This window comes from Stenotrophomonas sp., from assembly GCF_032056425.1.
GTDB lineage: Bacteria > Pseudomonadota > Gammaproteobacteria > Xanthomonadales > Xanthomonadaceae > Stenotrophomonas.
This window is the reverse complement of the sequence record NZ_DAMBCN010000001.1, coordinates 238,470-256,389: the sequence shown is the minus strand read 5'-3', so window position 1 is coordinate 256,389 and position 17,920 is coordinate 238,470. Positions and strand designations below refer to the sequence as shown.

The 17,920-nt window shown below is 67.8% G+C and carries 18 protein-coding genes; 4 read left to right on the top strand and 14 right to left on the bottom strand.

Features of this window, described 5'->3' with window-relative positions:
- The first annotated feature begins 70 nt into the window (after window positions 1–70).
- Complete coding sequence (locus RTY46_RS01160; RefSeq protein WP_312706265.1) at window positions 71–475, top strand: hypothetical protein; 405 nt, start codon at window positions 71–73, stop codon at window positions 473–475.
- 99 nt (window positions 476–574) lie between these two features.
- The gene (locus tag RTY46_RS01155; protein WP_312706341.1) at window positions 575–1,834 is read left to right on the top strand and encodes an MFS transporter; all 1,260 of its coding nucleotides are present in this window, start codon (window positions 575–577) and stop codon (window positions 1,832–1,834) included.
- A gap of 4 nt (window positions 1,835–1,838) precedes the next feature.
- On the opposite strand, the gene RTY46_RS01150 is transcribed toward RTY46_RS01155, so the two are convergent.
- The gene (locus RTY46_RS01150) at window positions 1,839–2,786 is read right to left on the bottom strand and encodes a nucleoside hydrolase (RefSeq protein WP_312706264.1); all 948 of its coding nucleotides are present in this window, start codon (window positions 2,784–2,786) and stop codon (window positions 1,839–1,841) included.
- Between the two features lie 160 nt (window positions 2,787–2,946).
- Between RTY46_RS01150 and RTY46_RS01145 the strand changes: the two genes are divergently transcribed.
- Window positions 2,947–3,273, top strand: a complete 327-nt coding sequence (locus tag RTY46_RS01145) for a hypothetical protein (protein ID WP_312706263.1) — start codon at window positions 2,947–2,949, stop codon at window positions 3,271–3,273.
- A gap of 169 nt (window positions 3,274–3,442) precedes the next feature.
- On the opposite strand, the gene RTY46_RS01140 is transcribed toward RTY46_RS01145, so the two are convergent.
- The 9 genes from RTY46_RS01140 to mdcA form a co-directional block, all read right to left on the bottom strand.
- Window positions 3,443–4,162, bottom strand: a complete 720-nt coding sequence (locus tag RTY46_RS01140) for a GntR family transcriptional regulator (protein ID WP_312706262.1) — start codon at window positions 4,160–4,162, stop codon at window positions 3,443–3,445.
- A gap of 54 nt (window positions 4,163–4,216) precedes the next feature.
- The gene (locus RTY46_RS01135; protein ID WP_312706261.1) at window positions 4,217–5,584 is read right to left on the bottom strand and encodes an SLC13 family permease; all 1,368 of its coding nucleotides are present in this window, start codon (window positions 5,582–5,584) and stop codon (window positions 4,217–4,219) included.
- 104 nt (window positions 5,585–5,688) lie between these two features.
- A complete protein-coding gene (gene mdcH, locus RTY46_RS01130; RefSeq protein ID WP_312706260.1) occupies window positions 5,689–6,609 on the bottom strand; it encodes a malonate decarboxylase subunit epsilon in 921 nt (306 codons plus the stop codon).
- Window positions 6,606–7,463, bottom strand: a complete 858-nt coding sequence (gene mdcB / locus RTY46_RS01125; protein ID WP_312706259.1) for a triphosphoribosyl-dephospho-CoA synthase MdcB — start codon at window positions 7,461–7,463, stop codon at window positions 6,606–6,608. The genes mdcH and mdcB overlap by 4 nt, the downstream gene beginning before the upstream one ends.
- The gene (mdcG, locus tag RTY46_RS01120; protein WP_312706258.1) at window positions 7,460–8,101 is read right to left on the bottom strand and encodes a malonate decarboxylase holo-[acyl-carrier-protein] synthase; all 642 of its coding nucleotides are present in this window, start codon (window positions 8,099–8,101) and stop codon (window positions 7,460–7,462) included. Before mdcG ends, mdcB begins: the two co-directional genes overlap by 4 nt.
- A complete protein-coding gene (gene mdcE, locus RTY46_RS01115; protein WP_312706257.1) occupies window positions 8,094–8,804 on the bottom strand; it encodes a biotin-independent malonate decarboxylase subunit gamma in 711 nt (236 codons plus the stop codon). Before mdcE ends, mdcG begins: the two co-directional genes overlap by 8 nt.
- A complete protein-coding gene (locus tag RTY46_RS01110; protein WP_312706256.1) occupies window positions 8,801–9,709 on the bottom strand; it encodes a biotin-independent malonate decarboxylase subunit beta in 909 nt (302 codons plus the stop codon). The genes mdcE and RTY46_RS01110 overlap by 4 nt, the downstream gene beginning before the upstream one ends.
- Window positions 9,706–10,026 (bottom strand): malonate decarboxylase acyl carrier protein, encoded by a 321-nt coding sequence (gene mdcC / locus RTY46_RS01105; RefSeq protein ID WP_312706255.1) that lies wholly within the window; start codon window positions 10,024–10,026, stop codon window positions 9,706–9,708. Before mdcC ends, RTY46_RS01110 begins: the two co-directional genes overlap by 4 nt.
- 10 nt (window positions 10,027–10,036) lie before the next feature.
- Complete coding sequence (gene mdcA, locus RTY46_RS01100) at window positions 10,037–11,680, bottom strand: malonate decarboxylase subunit alpha (RefSeq protein WP_312706254.1); 1,644 nt, start codon at window positions 11,678–11,680, stop codon at window positions 10,037–10,039.
- Between the two features lie 177 nt (window positions 11,681–11,857).
- Between mdcA and RTY46_RS01095 the strand changes: the two genes are divergently transcribed.
- On the top strand, window positions 11,858–12,334 hold the full coding sequence (locus RTY46_RS01095; RefSeq protein WP_312706253.1) for a hypothetical protein: 477 nt from the start codon (window positions 11,858–11,860) through the stop codon (window positions 12,332–12,334).
- A gap of 114 nt (window positions 12,335–12,448) precedes the next feature.
- On the opposite strand, the gene RTY46_RS01090 is transcribed toward RTY46_RS01095, so the two are convergent.
- The 4 genes from RTY46_RS01090 to RTY46_RS01075 all read right to left on the bottom strand — a co-directional run bounded on the left by RTY46_RS01090 (window position 12,449) and on the right by RTY46_RS01075 (window position 17,891).
- Window positions 12,449–14,650, bottom strand: a complete 2,202-nt coding sequence (locus RTY46_RS01090; RefSeq protein ID WP_312706252.1) for a TonB-dependent siderophore receptor — start codon at window positions 14,648–14,650, stop codon at window positions 12,449–12,451.
- A 285-nt stretch (window positions 14,651–14,935) separates the two neighbouring features.
- Window positions 14,936–16,633, bottom strand: a complete 1,698-nt coding sequence (mqo, locus tag RTY46_RS01085) for a malate dehydrogenase (quinone) (protein WP_312706251.1) — start codon at window positions 16,631–16,633, stop codon at window positions 14,936–14,938.
- A gap of 183 nt (window positions 16,634–16,816) precedes the next feature.
- Window positions 16,817–17,263 carry a GNAT family N-acetyltransferase gene (locus tag RTY46_RS01080; RefSeq protein WP_312706250.1) on the bottom strand — a complete coding sequence of 149 codons (447 nt, stop codon included), beginning with the start codon at window positions 17,261–17,263 and terminating at the stop codon, window positions 16,817–16,819.
- Between the two features lie 43 nt (window positions 17,264–17,306).
- On the bottom strand, window positions 17,307–17,891 hold the full coding sequence (locus RTY46_RS01075) for a hypothetical protein (RefSeq protein ID WP_312706249.1): 585 nt from the start codon (window positions 17,889–17,891) through the stop codon (window positions 17,307–17,309).
- Window positions 17,892–17,920 lie beyond the last annotated feature (29 nt).

Below are 17,920 nucleotides of genomic sequence, written 5' to 3'. Positions count from 1 at the left end.
ACTCTGATGGGTCGGATCCCTTTGCCACCGGCAAAGGGCTCTGACCCCTACGCACTCCAGGTGAGGAACCATGTCCCATACCCGCGCACCCATGGACCAGCTGATCCGCGCCAACGCGGATGAAATCAACCGGCTGCAGCAGCTCATCCGCGAGACGGCCGCACTGCGCTGGCGAGGGCCCGAAGAGAAGCTGCGACATGCGGATGCGTGCGCGGAGTTCAACCAGCGCTACCCGCAGCTGGCGTTTCCCGGTGGCTACGACCATGCCCTGCAGGAGTTGGCCCGGCACGAGCCGAACATCGTGGATGTGGTACTGACCTTCCTGGAAGTGCGGCCGTACTTCTTCCGTTCCGGGTACATGTGGAAAACCCTGTACAAGCGTGTGCAGCGGGTGCCGATGGGCGCGAAGCAGCGGGCCCGGATGCAGACGATCGTGGACGCCTACAGCGCTTATCGCGCTGCACGTGGCGCCTGATGGGGTCAGGGAGCCTATCCCTGCCGAACGGGATCCGACCCCGGCTGCAGATGCACCGCGCCGTCACCCCGCGCGTGACACCCTCCGGCCATGAATGAAATGACGGCGGCGCGGCAGCGCTCGATCTGGGTGGCCGGCCTGTCCACCGTGGTGGAGTGGTACGACTTCACCCTGTACCTGTATTTCGCCACCGTGTTGTCGCGGGTGTTCTTCGGTGGCGGCGAGCAGGCCATGCTGGTCACCCTGGCCGGGTTCGCGGTCTCCTATCTGATGCGTCCGCTGGGCGCGTTGTGCTTCGGCCACCTCGGCGATCGCCTTGGTCGGCGCTGGATGCTGCTGGCCTCGATGGCCCTGATGGCGGCGGCGATGCTGGCCACGGCACTGCTGCCGACCGCAGCGACGGCAGGTACCACTGCCGGTGTGTTGTTGCTGGTGCTGCGTTGTGTGATGGCATTTTCCGTGGGTGGCGAATACACCGGCGTGGTGGCCTACCTGCTGGAAAGCGCACCGGCGCGGCGGCGCGGTCTGGTCACCTCGCTGGCGTCGGCCGCCAGTGAAGTGGGCGCGCTGCTGGCGGTGGCGATTTCCGCGGTGACGGTGGTGCTGCTCACGCCGGCGCAGCTGGATGGCTGGGGCTGGCGTATTCCGTTCTTCGTGGGTGCCGCGCTGGCGCTGGTGATCCTGATCGCGCGCTCGGGCATGCACGAATCGCCCGAGTTCGAGCGCCAGCGTCGCGAGGGCAGCATTCCGGCGACGCCGCTGCGCCACGTGCTGCGCAACCATCCCGGCGCGGTGGCGCGCACCTTCGCGATCTCCGCACTCGGTTCGATCACCTACTACGTGGGTATCACGTATGTGCCGGCCTTCCTGCATGCGCAGGGGCACGATGAAGGCGATGCGCTGTGGTTGTCGACAGTCGCGGCCGTGGCGGTCATCGCCATCACGCCACTGTGCGGACTGCTGTCCGATCGCTTCGGGCGGCGCCCGCTGCTGCTGGGGCTGACCGTGCTGGCGGCGTTGCTGCCGCTGTCGATGTTCGGCTGGATGGCCCAAGCCGCGCCGCTGGGCATCGCGCTGGCGGCGGTGGTGCTGGCCTGCGTGGCGGGCGGCGTGAGCGCGGTGGCGGCACCGGCCACGGCCGAGCAGTTCCCGGGCGAGGGCCGGGTGAGCGGGCTGGCACTGGGTGTGACCATGGCCACGGCGGTGTTCGGCGGTGCCACACCGTGGCTGGCGCAGTGGTGGGTGGAACGCAGCGGCTGGGCGGCGGCGCCGGGCGCGATGATCGCGCTGGTGGCGGTGCTGGTGCTGCCGGTGCTGTGGACCCTGCCCGAGACGACCCCGGGCAGGGCCAAGCGCTAGGCGATCAGACCGCCAGGGTCTGCTCGATGTCGGCCAGCACGGCCGGTGCATCCACGCCGATGGCGATCGACTGCAGCACGTGGCCATCCCAGACGCTGGGGCCGAAGGCCAAGCCTTCCGGCTTGGGGATGGTCATGCCGCGGGCCACGCCGTCGGTGGCCACGCGCACGCTGGCGCGCTCGAACTGGAACAGCTCCGGGCGGGTCAGGGCGATGCAGGCGCAGCAGTCGTGCACGACCATGCCCTTGTGCCCGGCCTGCATGTAGAAGTCCACGTAATCCTGCGACAGCGCACGCACCAGCTCGGCATCGGCACCGCCGATGGCGGCCAGCTTGTCCAGGCCGTCACGGTCCATTTCCACGCGGGTGGTGACGTCCAAGCCGATGGCGGTGACCGGCCACCGCGCGGTGAACACGATGTCGGCCGCTTCGGCGTCGCCCCAGATGTTGGCCTCGGCGGCCGGGGTGATGTTGCCGTTGACGTGGAAGGCGCCGCCCATCAGGACTACGCCGCGCACCAGGCCGGCGATGTCCGGGGCCTGCTGCAGGGCCAGGGCCAGGTTGGTCATGCGGCCGACCGCGATCAGGGTCACTTCGCCCGGGTGGGCGCGGACCAGGTCGATGATCAGCTGGTGGGCCGGGCGCGCATCGGCGGCCACATCCAGCGCAGCCGGCACCGGGTGGTTGCCCAGGCCGTTGTGGCCATGGATGTGCACCGGCCAGGCTTCCGGGGTGGCTTCGGGCTGCAGCGGGCCGGCAGCGCCGCGCGCGACCGGGGCCGCAAAGCCCCAGGCCTGCTTCAGGAACAGCGCGTTGTGCGTGGTCGATTCCACCGAGGCGTTGCCGAAGGTGGTGGTCACGCCCACCAGGTCGATCTGCGGGTGCTTGTGCAGGTACAGCAGGGCCAGCGCGTCGTCGACGCCCGGATCCGTATCGAAAATGACTTTCAGCATGTTGTTGTTCTTCTTCTTCTTCCGTGTGGTGCAAGGGACCGGCGGACCCACGGGGCTGGGCCGGCGCGCCCTACATTGTCCCATCTTCATGACAGGCAGGGCGAACCGGGGCCGCGGCGGGGGGCATAATGCCGCCACCCCCTGCGCAAGGAGCTGCGCCATGCTGGTTGTCACCCTGGTCCTTATCGCTCTGGTGCTGGGCCTGAACGTGGTCGCCACGTATGTGGTGGTACGGCGCGACGACGTGTCGGTGGTGGGACGGATGGTGCAGCTGCTGCTGGTCTGGCTGCTGCCACTGGTCGGGGCGATCCTGTGCATGGCCGCGGCCACGGCCGAAGGGTCCAGCAGCCGGGCCGATGGCAGTGGCGGTGGCAGCTACGATTCCTCGGGCAGTTATTCCAGTGACAGCCACAGCAGCCACAGCCATGGAGGATCGGACTGCAGCAGTGACAGTGGTGGGGGCGATGGTGGCAGCTGCGGCGATTGAGGCGCAGGCATTCTGTAGAGTCGAGCCATGCTCGACTGCTTTTCAGGAGCAGTCGAGCATGGCTCGACTCTACAGAACAGCGGTCAGCCGTGGTTTGTCGTGGAGGGCGACAGAACAGCGGTCAGCGGTGGTTTGTGGTGGCGGGCCACGGAACAGCGGTCAGCCGCCGTCAGCCGCCGCCTTCGGTCGGTAGCGGTGCGGGCACGTTCAACAACCCGCCATCGGCCACGTACGCGGCCAGCGCCTGGCCCTGGCTCAGCAGGTGGCGTTCCATGGTGCGCTCGGCGGCCGCGGCATCGCGGTTGCGGAAGCAGTCCATCAGCTCGCGGTGTTCGGCCAGCGACTGCGCGGTGCGGCCGGGGGCCAGCAGCTGGCGGCCACGGTGCATCTTCAGGATGCGGTGCAGGTCGTGGGTGATGCGGATCAGCCACGGGTTGCCGGCGTAGTGCTGCACGGTTTCGTGGATGAGGTAGTTGTTGCGGTAGTACTCGGCGATGTTGCCGTTGGCGGCAGCCGCTTCCATCGCCGCATGCAGGTCTTCCAGCTGCTGCACGCCGGCGTCATCGATGTGCTTGACCGCCTCATGCGCGCAGCGGCCCTCCAGCATCGCCATCACCGGGAACAGCTGGTTGAGGTCTTCCAGAGTCAGCCGGGTGACCCGCGCACCGCGGCCGGCATCGATCTGCACCAGGCCTTCGGCGGCCAGCAGCTTCAACGCCTCGCGCAGCGGCGTACGGCTGATGCCCAGTTCCTCGCACAGCGCGGGTTCGTCGATCCATTCGCCCGGCGGAAGCCGGTAATCGTAGATCCGCTCGCGCACATGCTCGGCCACCTCTTCGTACAGAGGTGCGCGCTTCTTCGGTGAACGCGGAGCAGGGGCGATGGCCATGTGCAGAGTGTAACGCCAGGCCGTGCCGGTGGTTGTCCGGCACGGCCTGCGCACTTACATCCAGCCGGGAACCACGAACACCAGCCAGGCCAGCAGCGGGCCGAACGCCACCACCAGGCCGCTGTACACCAGGAAGCGACGGAACAGCGTCTCGCGCTCTTCCTTCGCGGCCGAGGCCACCACCAGCGCGCCGTTGGTCGAGAACGGGCTGACGTCGACGATGGTGGACGACACTGCCAGCGCGCAGATCACGCCGGCCGCACCCAGGTGGCCCTGCATCAGGAACGGCACGGCCAGCGGAATGGTCGCACCCAGCACCGCCGCCGACGAGGCGAAGGCGGACACGATACCGCCTACGTAGCAGACCAGCAGCGCACCCAGCAGCGGAATGCCGATGCTGGAAACCCCATGGCCGATGAAGTCCACCGCGCCGGCATGTTCGAGCACGCCGATGTAGGTCACCACACCGCAGATCAGCAGCACGGTGGACCAGCTGATGCCATCGACCGCACCCTTCTGGCTCTGCGGCGACAGCAGGGCCAGCGCCACCGCCACGGTGATCGACACCAGGCCGACATTGAGGTTGTAGATCAGCGCGGCCACGCCCAGGCCGAGCAGGCCGATCAGGGTGAACAGACGCTCGCGGGTGAAGCCCACCGCATCCAGCGCGGCCGGGTCATTGGACAGCGTGCCACCACCGGCGGCGACCAGCGCACCGTGGCCTTCGATGGCGAACTGCCGCGACGACGCCTGCGGGCCACCGGCCATGGCGAGCTCGGCGTTGCCCACGCCACCGGTGGCGGTGATCGAACCGCGACGCATCAGCGCGATGCCACCGAAGGCCAGGAAGCAGATGATCGCCATCATGAAGTTGAAGCCGAGGCTGGTCAGGAACACCGCCATTTCGGTCACTTCCAGGCCGGCCTTCTGCACGACGCCGTTGGTGATGCTGCCGTACACGCTGATCGGCGAGAAACCACCGGCCTGCGCACCATGGATCACCAGCAGGCCCATCATCAGCGGGTTGATGTTGTACTGCTTGGCAAAGCGCAGCGCGACCGGGCCGATGATCGCCACCGCGGCCGGGCCCAGCGCGCCGAACGCGGTCAGCACGGCCGTGATGACGAACATCACCCACGGAATGGCCACGATGTGGCCACGCACGGCTTTCACCGCCCAGTGCACCAGCAGGTCGATGGTGCCGTTCTTCTGTGCGATGGCGAACAGGTAGGTGATGCCGACCAGGGTCAGGAACAGGTCACCGGGGAAGCCGGCGAGCACGTCCTTGCCACCCATGTCGACGAAGATTCCGCCGATGATGAAGGCGAGGGCGAAGGCCACCGCACCCATGTTGATGGGCATCGCGGTGGCGACGATGAACATGATCACCAGACCGATGATCGTTGCGATTTGTGGACTCATGCGCCCTCCCAGACACGTGACTCGGGTACAGCTCGGATGGAGACCCGCCATCCCGGGGTAAGGCGTCGTACTGCGTGATGCGTGATACGTACTGCTCGAACCCGTTACTGCAGCCGCTCCAGCGCGCTGCGGACCCATGCCGCTGCGCCGTCGAGGCCCTGGAACTCTTCCACCGCGCGCACCTGGCAGCAGGGGTAGGACGCGGCCACCATGCGCGCCAGTGCATTGCCCGGGCCCAGCTGCAGGAATACCCGCGCGCCGCGCTCGAAGGCTTGGCGCATCACCTGCGCCCACTCGATGGTCTGGGCCAGCTGCGCTGACAGCGTGTGCACCGCCGCTGCGCGATCCCGCACCGGGCGCGCATCGATGCCGGCCAGCAGCGGCAGGCGCGGGGCCTGCAGCGACGAGGCAACAAGCGCGGTGGCAAACGGTGCCACCGCGCTGGCCAGCAGTGGCGTGTGGGCCGGCACATGCACGGGCAGCGGGCGGACCTCCGCACCCTGCGCGCGCGCGGCATCGGCCAAGGCCTGCAGGGAGGCCTGCGTGCCGCCGACGATGAAGTGATCGCGGCCGTTGGCGATGGCTACATGTGCACCGTGTGCATCACACAGCGGCTGCAGGGTGTGGCGCTCCAGCCCCAGCATGGCCTGCATGCCCGCATCGGCAGGGCTGGCGGCATCCATCAACCGCGCGCGCTGCGCGGCCAGGCCCAGGCAGGTGTTCGCATCAACGCTGCCGGCGACCGTATGGGCGGCCAGTTCACCGATGCTGTAGCCGGCTACCAGCAGCGGTGCCGGCAACGCGTCGCGCAGGCCCTGCCAGTGCGCCAGCGTCGCGGCACACAGCAGCGGCTGCGCCAGCGCGTTGTCAAAGCGTGCCTGGTCGGCGGCGGCCGCGAACACGTCACGGCCGAGCACAGCGCTGGCCGACGCCAGTACGTCGCTGGCCGCGGGCAGCTTGCGCACGCGGTCGAACATCGCCGCGTGCTGCGCACCTTGTCCGGGGCAGAGTAGGGCCAGGCTCATGCGCGCTCCTGCTGCAGCAGGAACCAGCTACAGGCCAGCAGGTCGGCGCTGCCACCCGGGCTCAGGCGGCGCGCGACGAAGCCCTCGCCGATATCGTGCAGGCGTGCCTGCCAGCCGAGTGCGAAGGCACCGCCCGCCTCGATGAAGCGGCGCGCCTGCTGCTGCGCCCAGGCCAGGCCGTCGGCGCCGCCACGATGCAGCAGGTTGAGATCATCGACCTGCGCGATGAGCTGCATCAGGGTCTGGCACATCGCCGCATTACGCGGCAGGCCGTTGTGCAGGGCATGGCGCAGGGTCGGTACGGCCAGCTCGCGCAGCACGGGGTAACCGGCGGCGGCCTGTTCGCGCACGCCCGGCACGCCATGGCGACGGCGCGCACGCTGGCCGGGGCTGTTCGCATCCAGCGGCGCAGCGGCGAACGCATCGGCCCAGTGCTGCACGGCCAGGCAGACCTGCGCTGCCGGCGCGGGCTGGCCCTGCTGGCGGCAGCAGCGTGCGGCAGCAGCCACCAGCAGGCCCAGGCTGAAGATGGCGCCGCGATGGGTGTTGACGCCGCCGGTGGCGCGCAGCATCGCGTGCTCGGCGGCGATGCCGTGCGCGCGCAGGCTGGCAAACGGCGCATCAGCGGCACCGGCGTCGGCAATCGCGGTGAAATAGTGGCGCAGCGCGAACAGGCTGCGCAGGAACGTACCGGCATCCATGTCGTCATGGCTGCCGGTATCGAACGGAGTGACCAGGCCCGGCTTGGGTGCGCAGGCCAGCTCCGCATGCAGACTGGCGATGGCCAGGCGGCCGAGCCGCGCGCTGTCGACGCGGCGCGCGACGTGGAAGTCAGCATGGGCGCGGGCGCTCATGCAGCCACCCCGGTGGCCACCAACAGCCGGTCACGGGCTTCCAGCGCGGCACCTTCCAGGCGTTTGACCAGCACCTGGCGGCTACCGCCGGCGTATTCGCGCCAGTTCACCGCGCCGCCGTCGGCCAGGCACAGTTCGCCATCCACCCTACGGCCGTGCTCGGCTTCCCATTGCTGCAGGCGTGCCACCAGCGCATCGGCCTGCGCCGTGGCGCCAACCTGCCACAGCAGGTCGATGTCCGATGCGGCGTGCACATAGGGCAGGCCGCTCAGGTGCTGCCAGGCGAAGGCGCCGAACACACGGGCCGGCGCAAGGCGCGCCAGTGCGTGCAGTGCGGCCTGCCAGTCGTTGGCAACGCCGGTGGTAAGGATGGCTTCCAGCATCGGCGGCGGCTGCTGGTGCAGCACGTCCTGCACCGGTACGCGCAGCGCCAGCCGCTGCTTGCCTTCGCTGGGCGGCAGCGGTACACCCAGCCGCAGGCGCGGGTCGGGATCATCCACGGCGCGCCGCGCCACCATCGCCGGCAGCCCCTGCGCGAACCACGCCGCCAGGCGCGGCTCGCACGCGGCCACGTCGGCCCGCCAGTCGGCATTGGCCGACAGCCAGACCAGCGTGTGGCGGGCGGGCCGGTCAGGCATCGCCGCGGGCCACCGCAGTGCAGACATCGGCCGCCAACGCACGGCCACCACGCTTGGCGCCGCGTGCGGCACGCAGGTCGCCGTCGCTGGGCGTGCGCAGCGCCTGCAGCAGGTGCTGGGCGAGGTCACCGTCCCACAGCGATTCGACCGCGCCCATCGACACGTAGTTGGCCACGCCCGGTGCGAACACCGGCGAGCTCTGGCTGAGCGCCTGCAGTTTTTCCAGCGGTTGCTTGGTCACCCGCGCCATCGCGCGCAGGTCCATCACCCGCACCTGTGCATCGGGCAGGGCATGGATGTGGTCGGCCATCAGGCCGAAGGACAGGAAGCCGCCGCTCACCGATTCGCCGTAGACCAGGGTGACCAGGCGCGCGCCACGACGGCGGGCCAGGTCGATCGTCTGCGCGAGGTGGCCGAAGTAACCGTTGATGCCCAGCAGTTCATCGCGACGGGCCAGGCGCTGGCCGGCGGTGTCGGCCAGCATCACGATCGCTCGCTGCGGGTGTGCGGCGGTACTGGCCAGCACGGTTTCGGCCAGTGCCAGCGCATGGTCGACGCCGACCTCGATGCGGTCGGTGGTGCCGATCACCGTCACTTCGCCGTCGTCGGTGGTTGCCGTGCCGGTCAGCACCGAATCGTCGATGTCGATGCGGTGGCCGTGCGGGAACAGGGCGTCGAGCAGGGTCTGCAGCGGGGCGCTCATGGCAGGCTCCGGTCGGCGGTGGCGGCAAGGAAGGCGTCGGTGTCCAGCAGCGGCAGGCGCTCGGGCTCGGCGATGCCCTGGCGGGCCCAGATCTCCAGTCCATCGCGGCAGTCGCCCCAGGCCTGCACGCGTGCCTTCAACGCGGCGTGGCGGGCCTGCAGGGCGGCCAGCGCAGCGTCGGTATCTGCGCTGACGGTGTCGGCCTGCAATGCATCCGCAGCGGCGCGGGCGAAGGCTTCGATGGCGTCGGGCACCAGCACCTGCGCCTGGTCGATCAGGTAACGGTGCTTGCCGCCGGTCACGCGCCAGACCAGTGCGCGGTCGCGCGAATCGAACTCCTCCACGCCGCGCACGGTCTCGATCACTTCCGGCCCGGACAGCGACAGCCGGCCTTCCTCGGACATGATGACGGTGGTGCAGCAGCGGGCGACGATGCCCATGCCGCCGAACGCGCCGTTGCCGCTGCCGATCAGCGCCACGACCGGTACGCCCGCGGCGCGGGCGCCCAGGGTGGCGCGCATGATTTCGGAAATTGCGATCAGGCCGGCATTGGCTTCGTGCAGGCGCACGCCGCCGGTATCGAGCAGCAACAGCACACCCTCGGGCCGTGTTTCGGCTGCGCGGCGCAGCAGGCCGGTCAGCTTGGCGCCGTGCACTTCGCCGACGCCACCGCCCATGAATTCACCCTGCTGCGCGGCCAGTAGCACGCGCTTGCCCTGCAGCGTGGCTTCGCCGACGACGATGCCATCATCGAAGGCGGCCGGCTGGTCGAGCTGGGCAAGGTGCGGGCTCATGACCCGCCGTGCGGGGCCGAGGAATTCGCGGAACGAACCCGCATCGACCAGGCCGGCGATGCGTTCGCGTGCATCGGCTTCGTAATAGCTGTGGCGTTGCACGTGGCTCATGGCGTGCCTCCGGCCAGCAGGGTTTCCACCGCCTGGTCCAGGCGCAGGCTGACCACGGCCGGGGTCGCACCGGCATCGTTGATCGAGACGCGCACGTCGCGCAGGGGATGGCGCTGGGCGAAATCGGCGATGACCGCCTGCCAGATGGTGCCGAAGCCCTGCGCGGCGGTGATGATGCGCACCGTCATCGCCCCGTTCTGCGCGGCGGGCTCCAGCAGGATTTCCAGATTGCCCGAGGCGAGCACGCCCACCAGCACCGCATCGCGCGGGAACTGCACGGGGGTGCGGCCGTCGAATCGATAGTCGAGGGTTTCCATGCTCAGTCCCTTACCAGTTGCGGAAGCGCTTGGGCGGGTCGTACAGGCCGCCGGACCAGCGCACCAGGTCTTTCACCGAGCGCGCGGCCAGCAGGTCACGGCTGGCATCACGCGGTGAGATGCCGAGATCTTCGGGGCGACGGATCACGCCACGGTCGCGCAGGTTTTCCACCATCGTGCGGTCGCGGCCGAGGCCGACGGCGGTGTAGCCGGAGACGCCGCGGATCGCCTGTTCGCGTTCCTCCGGCGTGCGGCACAGCAGCAGGTTGGCGATGCCTTCCTCGGTCAGCACGTGGCTGACGTCGTCGCCGTAGATCATCACCGGCGGCAGCGGCATGTCCGCGCGCTCGGCCAGTTCCCAGGCGTCCAGTCGTTCGACGAAGGCCGGCGCCATGTGCTCGCGGAAGGTTTCCACCATCTGCACCACCAGCTTGCGCCCGCGCGGCATCTCGCCGGGCCGCGCGGCCTGCTGGCCCGCCTTGATCCAGGCGTCGCTGGCGTGGCGGCGGCCGCGTGCGTCCGAGCCCATGTTGGGTGCGCCACCGAAGCCGGCGATGCGGTCGCGGGTGGCGGTGGAGCTGTTGCCCTGCAGGTCGATCTGCAGGGTCGAGCCGATGAACATGTCGCAGGCATACAGGCCGGCGGTCTGCGAGAACGCGCGATTGGAGCGCATCGAACCGTCCGCGCCGGTGAAGAACACATCGCCACGCGCGGCGATGTACTTCTCCATGCCCAGTTCCGAACCGAAGGAATGCACCGATTTCACGAAGCCCGATTCAATGGCGGGAATCAGTGCCGGGTGCGGGTTCAGCGCCCAGTGCTGGCAGATCTTTCCTTTCAGGCCCAGTGATTCGGCATAGGTGGGCAGCAGCAGTTCGATGGCGGCGGTATCGAAGCCGATGCCGTGGTTGAGGCGGTTCACTCCGTACTCGGCGTAGATGCCCTTGATGGCCATCATCGCCATCAGCACCTGGATTTCGGAAATCTGCGCCGGATCGCGGGTGAACAGCGGCTCGATATGGTTCGGCCGCGGTGCCTGCACCACGAAGTTCACCCAGTCAGCGGGAATATCGACGCGGGGGAGGGTGTCGACGATCTCATTGACCTGGGCGATCACGATGCCGCCGCCGAATGCGGTGGCTTCGACGATCACCGGGGTGTCTTCGGTGTTCGGGCCGGTGTACAGGTTGCCCTGGCGGTCGGCGGCCTGCGCGGCCACCAGGGCCACGCGCGGGGTCAGGTCGATGAAGTAGCGGCCGAACAGTTCCAGGTAGGTGTGGATGGCACCGATCTGGATGCGCCCTTCGGCCACCAGGTTGGCCAGCCGCACCGACTGCGGGCCGGAGAACGAGAAGTCCAGTTTCGAGGCGATGCCGCGCTCGAACACATCCAGGTGCGAGGGCAGGGACAGCACCGACTGCACCATGTGCAGGTCGTGCACCCGCGCCGGGTCCAGGTCGGCCAGCGCCTGGGCGAGGAAGTCGGCCTGTTTCTGGTTGTTGCCCTCCAGGCAGACCTTGTCGCCCGGTTCCAGCAGGGCGTGCAGCAGTTCGGCCACATCCGCGGCGGCGACCTCGCGGCCCCTGGCCCAGGGTGCGGCCCGTTCCAGGCGGGCCTGGCGGCTGCGTTCCAACGTGTCCCAGCTCGGGTTCATCGACCGGCTTCCGATTGGCGTTGGAATAATTACGACATAATTATGGACGGGGCTGCAACTCGCAGTGCAGCAAATCCGGGGGCGGCGGACCGCCAGGCGTATTCATCTTCCCCGCATCCCTTGTACGCTCGGGCTTCTTCACCGGCATCGACCGGCCGTCCACGGGGAGACACACGCATGGATATCGGGAATCTGGTTGCCGGCATGGCACGCACGCGCTGGGTGGTCCGCACATTCGCCTTCGGCCTGCTGTCGCTGTACGCGCTGGTTCTGCTGGTTGGCGAGGCGGTCAGTGGCGAGCCGCCCGTGCTGTGGGCCTGGGGCCTGCCGGTGCTGTTCGCAGGCATCGCCGGGTTCAATGCCCGCCGTCTGCTGGCCCGCCATGATGAGGTGCGCTCGCGTGCGCGTGTCGATCAGGTCCTGCAGACGTTGTCATCGCTGGACACCGATGCGCGTGCCGCACGCCTGTCGCGACTGAAGCGCCGGATACTGATCGGCGGTGTTTCAGTTGCAGCCAGCGTCGCCACATTGCTGCTCATTCCCGCCGATTACCCGCGTGCGGTGGCGTGGACCTGGCTGTGGCTGTTCGTCAGTGCGTTCATGACCTGGGCCTACTGCGCCGGATTCCTGCTCGTCCGCCGCTGGCGGCGGTGAATTTCCGCCGGGCATGGCCCGGCGCTACCTCTGGTCTTGACCCAGACCATGGGTCTCTACATGGCGGGGTCAGAGCCCTTTCCTGCGGAAAGGGATCCGACCCCGGTGCCTGGCTTAGAACTTCCAGCGCAGGCTGGCGGCCACGAAGCGCGGTTCGCCGTAGTTGTTGTAGTCCAGGTTGGCCCAGTAGGTCTTGTCCAGCGCGTTGCGCACGCTCAGCGTGGCCGTCCAGTTGTCGCTGATGCGGTAGTTGGCGTTGAACTGCACCAGCGCATAAGCCGGCTGGTTCACCGTGACCGTGGCACCTGCTCCAACCGGTACCGGGTACGGCACGTTGTAGCCCTGCACCTTGCTCTGCCACTGCACGCCAGCACCCACGCTCAGGCGTTCCAGGGCGCCGCGCAGGCGCAGCTGGGTGTTGATCTGCAGCAGGTCCTCGGCAGGGTTGGCATACAGCAGGTCGGTCGCGGCGCGGGTCACCTTTACGTGGGTAAAGCCGGCGTTGACCGTCCAGCCCGGCAGGATCTCGCCGTTCACGTCCATTTCCCAGCCACGTGCCTTGGTGCCGTTCACACCGATGTAGGCCGAGGTGCCATCGCTGAGCGAGTTGTCCGGCACGCTCATGTCGCGCACCGCGTAATTGTCCTGCTTGGCCTCGAACACGGCGGCGTTGGCGGTCAGGCGTCCGTCGAACCACTGGGTCTTCAGGCCCGCTTCCAGGTTCGAACCCTGCACCGGTGCCAGCAGGTTCTCGTTCTTGTCCTTGTAGTTCTGCGGATTGAAGATTTCGGTGTAGCTGGCATACGCAGAGATGTTCGGGGTGATGTCGTAGACCAGACCCACGTACGGGGTCACTTCGTCGGTCACCTTGTAGGCGCCGCTGGTGCCGGTGTACGTGCCGGCCGCATTGAAGGCGCGGGTACGGGTTTCCCAGCGGCTCAGGCGTGCGCCGGCGATCAGCGAAAGCGGGTCGGCCAGATGCAGGCGCGCAGCCAGGTACACACCGCTCTGTGTGGTCTTGGCCACGCGGCGCGCGCCGGTGCGGGTGTAGGTCACCTCGGAAATGTCACCGTTCCAGTCGTAGACGTTGGGAATGTAGTAGCAGCGGTCGCTGCCGCAGCGCGCCCAGTCGCTCGGGAAGTTCAGCGTGGTGGTGTTGGTGGTCGATTCCAGGTCGGCCCACTGCGCGCCGAAGGTCAGGTCATGCTGCTGGTTGAACAGTTCGAACGTGCCGGTCAGGTAGGCATCGACATTGCGACGGGTGTCTTCAGCATCGCCGGCGGCGGCGCGCAGGAAGATGCCCGAGCCGTTCGCCGGGTTCGGGTTGCCGGTACCGTACAGGCGCACGTTCTGCACGTTGCCACGGGTGTAGGCGGTGTTGATCTTCAGCAGCCAGTCGTCGCCGAAACGCTGTTCCAGGTTGGCGAACACGGTGCTGGTTTCGCGCTGCCAGTAGCTCCACTTCGGCGACAGGTTGGTCGAGCGCGGCAGGTGGGCGAAGTTGCCCTGGCTGTCGAAGAACGGCACGGTGCCCCAGGTGGAGCCCACCGGGTTGTTGTCCTGGGTCTGGTAGCCCAGGGTGACCGTGGTGCTGTCGGTCACGTCGCCTTCCAGCACGGCCATGCCGGCCATCTTGTTTTCTTTGTAGCGGTCGTAATAGAAATCACGATCGGTATAGGCAGCCACCACGCGGCTGCGGAAGCGGCCGTCGCTGGTCAGCGGCGCGCTCACGTCGGCTTCCATGCGACGGTAGTCCCAGCTGCCGGTACTGACCGCGAAGGAGGCATCGAATTCCTTGCCCGGGCGCTTGCGCAGCAGGTTCACCGTGGCCGAGGGCACGCCGGCGCCGCTGAGCAGGCCGTTGGCACCGCGGATCACTTCCACGCGGTCGTAGAAGGCAGTGTCGTATTCCTGGTTGGTCGAGCCGCTGTAGGTGGGAATACCATCGACCTGGAAGTCGGTGATGGCGAAACCGCGCGCGTAGTACAGCGGGCGCTGGGTGTCATAGAAGGACACACTGACGCCGGTCACGTTGCGCATCACGTCGTTGATGCTGAACAGCGATTCGTCCTGCAGGCGCTGCAGGCCGATCACGGTGGACGACTGCGGGGTTTCCTGCAGGGTGATCGGCAGGCGCGTGGTGCTGGCCGGCGCGGCCTTGTCGGCGCGCACGCTCACCTTGTCCAGGGTCTTGGCGTCGGACGCATCGGCGGCAGCTTCGGCAGCGAACGCCGAGGGAGCCGACAGGATCAGGACGGACAGCAGCGCGGCCGACAGCGGCGCGCGGCGGGGCAGGCGGGAAGCGTAGAGGGACATGAGGGGCTCGAGGGTGAAGGGGAATGGCGGGCGCAACAGTCATCCGGCACCCGAGCGGCGGCGTCGGGCGGGGTCAGGTCCATCTGCGGGAGGGCGCAGGTCAGTTGCGCGGGGTGCAAATGTAAATCGTTCTTAACAACATTACAATTCGTGACAATGATCGGGGCCTCGGCGGGGTCAGATCCCTTTGCCGCGGGCAAATGGCTCTGACCCCATTCCAGCCCACAAACGCGGACGGCCACCCGAAGGTGGCCGTCCGTCTTTACCGCAAGGGAACTGGCAGGCTTACAGCGCCTGCAGCTCCTCGTTGGCGTTGCGCTTTTCCTTCGCCGCTGCCGGGGCAGGCGGGGCCGCCGGCACGACCGCCGGGGCCGCCGCCGCATCGGCCGGCACTTCCAGGTACGGCAGGTGCAGGGCCTGGCTGGTCAGCGTGCGGATCTCGTTGGTCAACGCCGCGCTTTCATTCAATTTGCGGCCGTAGGAGGGCACGATCTCGCGCAGACGGGTTTCCCAGCCGGCCTTCATCTGTTCCGGGAAGGCCTTGGCCATCAGGTCCAGCATGATCGGCGGCGAGGTCGACGCCCCCGGCGACGCACCCAGCAGCGCGGCGATGGTGTGGTCCTTGTCGGTCACGATCTCGGTGCCGAACTGCAGCACCGGCCCCTTCAACGGGTCGCGCTTGATGATCTGCACGCGCTGGCCAGCGGTGATCAGCTTCCAGTCACCCGGCTTGGCGTTGGGGAAGTACTTCACCAGCTCGGCCTGGCGATCGGCATCGTTCAGGCGCGCCTGCGCCATCAGGTACTGCACCAGGTCCAGGTTGTCCTTGCCCACTTCCAGCATCGGGCCAACGTTGTTGTGGTTCACCGACGAATACAGGTCCCACCACGAGCCGTGCTTCAGGAACTTGGTGCTGTACAGCGCGAACGGTCCAAACAGCACCACCGGCTTGCCATCCAGCTTGCGCGCATCCAGGTGCGGCACCGACATCGGCGGCGAACCGGTTTCGGCCATGCCGTAGGCCTTCACGCCATGGCGTGAGGTCACGTCCTGGCCCTGGAAGGCCAGGAACTGGCCACCCACCGGGAAGCCAGCGTAATCCTTCGATTCGGGGATGCCGGACATCTGCAGCAGCTTCAGCGCGGCGCCACCGGCACCGATGAAGACGAAGCGCGCGTGGGTGGTGGTTTCAGTGTTGGCCTTCAGGTCCTTCACCGTCACGTTCCAGCTCTTGTCGGCGTTCTGCCGCAGCGCGCTCACTTCATGGTTCAGGTGCAGCTTGAAGTTCGGGCTGCGCTGCAGGCCGGCGGTCAGCTGGCGGGTAATCACGCCGAAGTTGACGTCGGTGCCCAGCGGCATCCAGGTGGCGGCCACCTTCTGCTTCGGGTCGCGGCCTTCCATCAGCAGCGGCGCCCACTGCTTGATCTGTGCCGGATCTTCCGAGTACTGCATGCCGTAGAACAGCGGGTTCTTCACCAGCGCCTGCTGGCGCTTGTGCAGGTAGGCAATGTTGTCATCGCCCCAGACGAAGCTCATGTGCGGGGTCGGGTTGATGAAGTCGCTGGGCTGGCTCAGCCGCCCTTCCTTCACCTGGTGCGACCAGAACTGGCGCGAGACCTCGAAGCTTTCGGCAATGCCGACCGCGCGCTTGGTCTCGATGCTGCCATCGGGCAGTTCCGGGGTGTAGTTCAGTTCGGCGAAGGCCGAATGGCCGGTGCCGGCATTGTTCCAGCCGTCCGAACTCTCGTTGGCCACGCCGTCCAGGCGTTCATAGACCTGGATGTTCCAGTCCGGCTGCAGTTCCTGCAGGTAGGTGGCCAGGGTGATGCTCATGATGCCGCCGCCGACCAGGACAACGTCGACGGGCTTGTCGTTGCTCGCAGCCGGCACCGAGCGCTGGGTCAGCGGCCAGTACAGGAACAGCGCGGCCACCAGCAACAGCAGCACGAGCAGGGCGAGAAGGGCCTTGCCAAATTTCTTCATGGGGGTGACTTATGGCGTGGGGAAGGGGTTCAGGATGCGCGCCGGGTAGGGAAAGGGCGTGAAGAAACAACGCCTTGCAGCATCCACGGGGCGGATTCTAACCCTTTCGGGTCCGGATTTGGTGCAACGCAGCATCCGGCCGCCCGGCGTCGGTCGCGCCGGACCCTGCCCGGCGGTCCGGGCTCAGACCAGCTCCAGGATCTCGTCCCCGGCCTCGTCCACCTCACCGGTCGGCCGCCACCCCAGGTGGCGGTAGAACCCATGCGAGCGTGAGCGCGGATCGGCCGAGCACGCCAGGAACAGGCGCTCGTGCCCCGCAGCGCGTGCCAGTTCGACGACCTCCCGCAGCAGCCGCTGGCCGATGCCGCGGCCTTCGTAGTCCGGCAGCAGGGCCAGCACCAGCACCTCATCACTGTCGCGGTCGGCAAAGCCGTAGCCGATCACACTGCCCTCGTCCTCGGCGATGCGGCCGATGAAGTCGCCCCCGGCGATGCCGGCGGCCCAGCTCTCGGTGGTGATGCCCAGCTCGGCCAGCTGCGCGGCACTGAAGGCATTTTCACGGGTGCGCCCACGCAGTTCGATGCAGGCAGCCGCGTCATCGGGCAGGGCGGGGCGGAAGTGGATCGTCATGCATGTTCCTTTGGTAGCGCCAGGCCATGCCTGGCGGGCCCCTTCAATCGCTGCCAATAGTGAAGTATTCCGCCGCGAAATAGCCAATCTGGTAGACCAGCGCCACCGCCGCCAGCAGCAACTGCGCACGGGTGCTGCGCAGGTTCCATCCCAGCACGCAGACCACCAGCATCAGCGCCGAGTGCAGCGGATAGGCCTCGCCCAGCAACTGCCAGCGGCTGCGCCCCTTGATCGCCGTATCCACCAGGTCGAGCAGGGTCAGCACCGCAATCACGCCGAAGATCCAGCGCCGCCGCTGCAGCAGGTAATGCCCGTAGCTGCCGTAGTCGCGCAGGTCATCGGGGAACAGCAGCGCGCACAGCAGGAACCACGTCGCGCTGTAGGCGATCACGAACAGATAGGTTTCAAACGTCCAGCGGTGCACCTCGATCAGGCGGAATTCCCACCACCAGAATGTCACCAGCGACACCAGGGTCCATGCCACCCAGCACAGGTGCAGCGCCGAACAGCCGCGCCGCTGCGGGTGCTCGATGATCTGCGCCAGCCCTTTCAGCAGGGTGGTGATCGACAGGCCCAGGATGATGCCCATCACCACGCGGATATGCAGGAACAGCGGATCGGTCCCCATCGCCCAGCCCCTCAAGGTCGGTTGCGGCG

Excerpts from the sequence above, each read along its gene's own strand:
- mdcE (WP_312706257.1), bottom strand. The coding sequence starts at position 8,804 with ATGAGCGCCCCGCTGCAGACCCTGCTCGACGCCCTGTTCCCGCACGGC.
- mdcC (WP_312706255.1), bottom strand. The coding sequence starts at position 10,026 with ATGGAAACCCTCGACTATCGATTCGACGGCCGCACCCCCGTGCAGTTC.
- RTY46_RS01140 (WP_312706262.1), bottom strand. The coding sequence starts at position 4,162 with ATGGCCATCGCCCCTGCTCCGCGTTCACCGAAGAAGCGCGCACCTCTG.
- mdcA (WP_312706254.1), bottom strand. The coding sequence starts at position 11,680 with ATGAACCCGAGCTGGGACACGTTGGAACGCAGCCGCCAGGCCCGCCTG.
- RTY46_RS01145 (WP_312706263.1), top strand. The coding sequence starts at position 2,947 with ATGCTGGTTGTCACCCTGGTCCTTATCGCTCTGGTGCTGGGCCTGAAC.
- RTY46_RS01080 (WP_312706250.1), bottom strand. The coding sequence starts at position 17,263 with ATGACGATCCACTTCCGCCCCGCCCTGCCCGATGACGCGGCTGCCTGC.
- RTY46_RS01160 (WP_312706265.1), top strand. The coding sequence starts at position 71 with ATGTCCCATACCCGCGCACCCATGGACCAGCTGATCCGCGCCAACGCG.
- RTY46_RS01090 (WP_312706252.1), bottom strand. The coding sequence starts at position 14,650 with ATGTCCCTCTACGCTTCCCGCCTGCCCCGCCGCGCGCCGCTGTCGGCC.
- mdcH (WP_312706260.1), bottom strand. The coding sequence starts at position 6,609 with ATGAGCCTGGCCCTACTCTGCCCCGGACAAGGTGCGCAGCACGCGGCG.
- RTY46_RS01155 (WP_312706341.1), top strand. The coding sequence starts at position 575 with ATGACGGCGGCGCGGCAGCGCTCGATCTGGGTGGCCGGCCTGTCCACC.
- RTY46_RS01095 (WP_312706253.1), top strand. The coding sequence starts at position 11,858 with ATGGATATCGGGAATCTGGTTGCCGGCATGGCACGCACGCGCTGGGTG.
- RTY46_RS01075 (WP_312706249.1), bottom strand. The coding sequence starts at position 17,891 with ATGGGGACCGATCCGCTGTTCCTGCATATCCGCGTGGTGATGGGCATC.
- mdcB (WP_312706259.1), bottom strand. The coding sequence starts at position 7,463 with ATGAGCGCCCGCGCCCATGCTGACTTCCACGTCGCGCGCCGCGTCGAC.
- RTY46_RS01110 (WP_312706256.1), bottom strand. The coding sequence starts at position 9,709 with ATGAGCCACGTGCAACGCCACAGCTATTACGAAGCCGATGCACGCGAA.
- mdcG (WP_312706258.1), bottom strand. The coding sequence starts at position 8,101 with ATGCCTGACCGGCCCGCCCGCCACACGCTGGTCTGGCTGTCGGCCAAT.
- RTY46_RS01135 (WP_312706261.1), bottom strand. The coding sequence starts at position 5,584 with ATGAGTCCACAAATCGCAACGATCATCGGTCTGGTGATCATGTTCATC.
- mqo (WP_312706251.1), bottom strand. The coding sequence starts at position 16,633 with ATGAAGAAATTTGGCAAGGCCCTTCTCGCCCTGCTCGTGCTGCTGTTG.
- RTY46_RS01150 (WP_312706264.1), bottom strand. The coding sequence starts at position 2,786 with ATGCTGAAAGTCATTTTCGATACGGATCCGGGCGTCGACGACGCGCTG.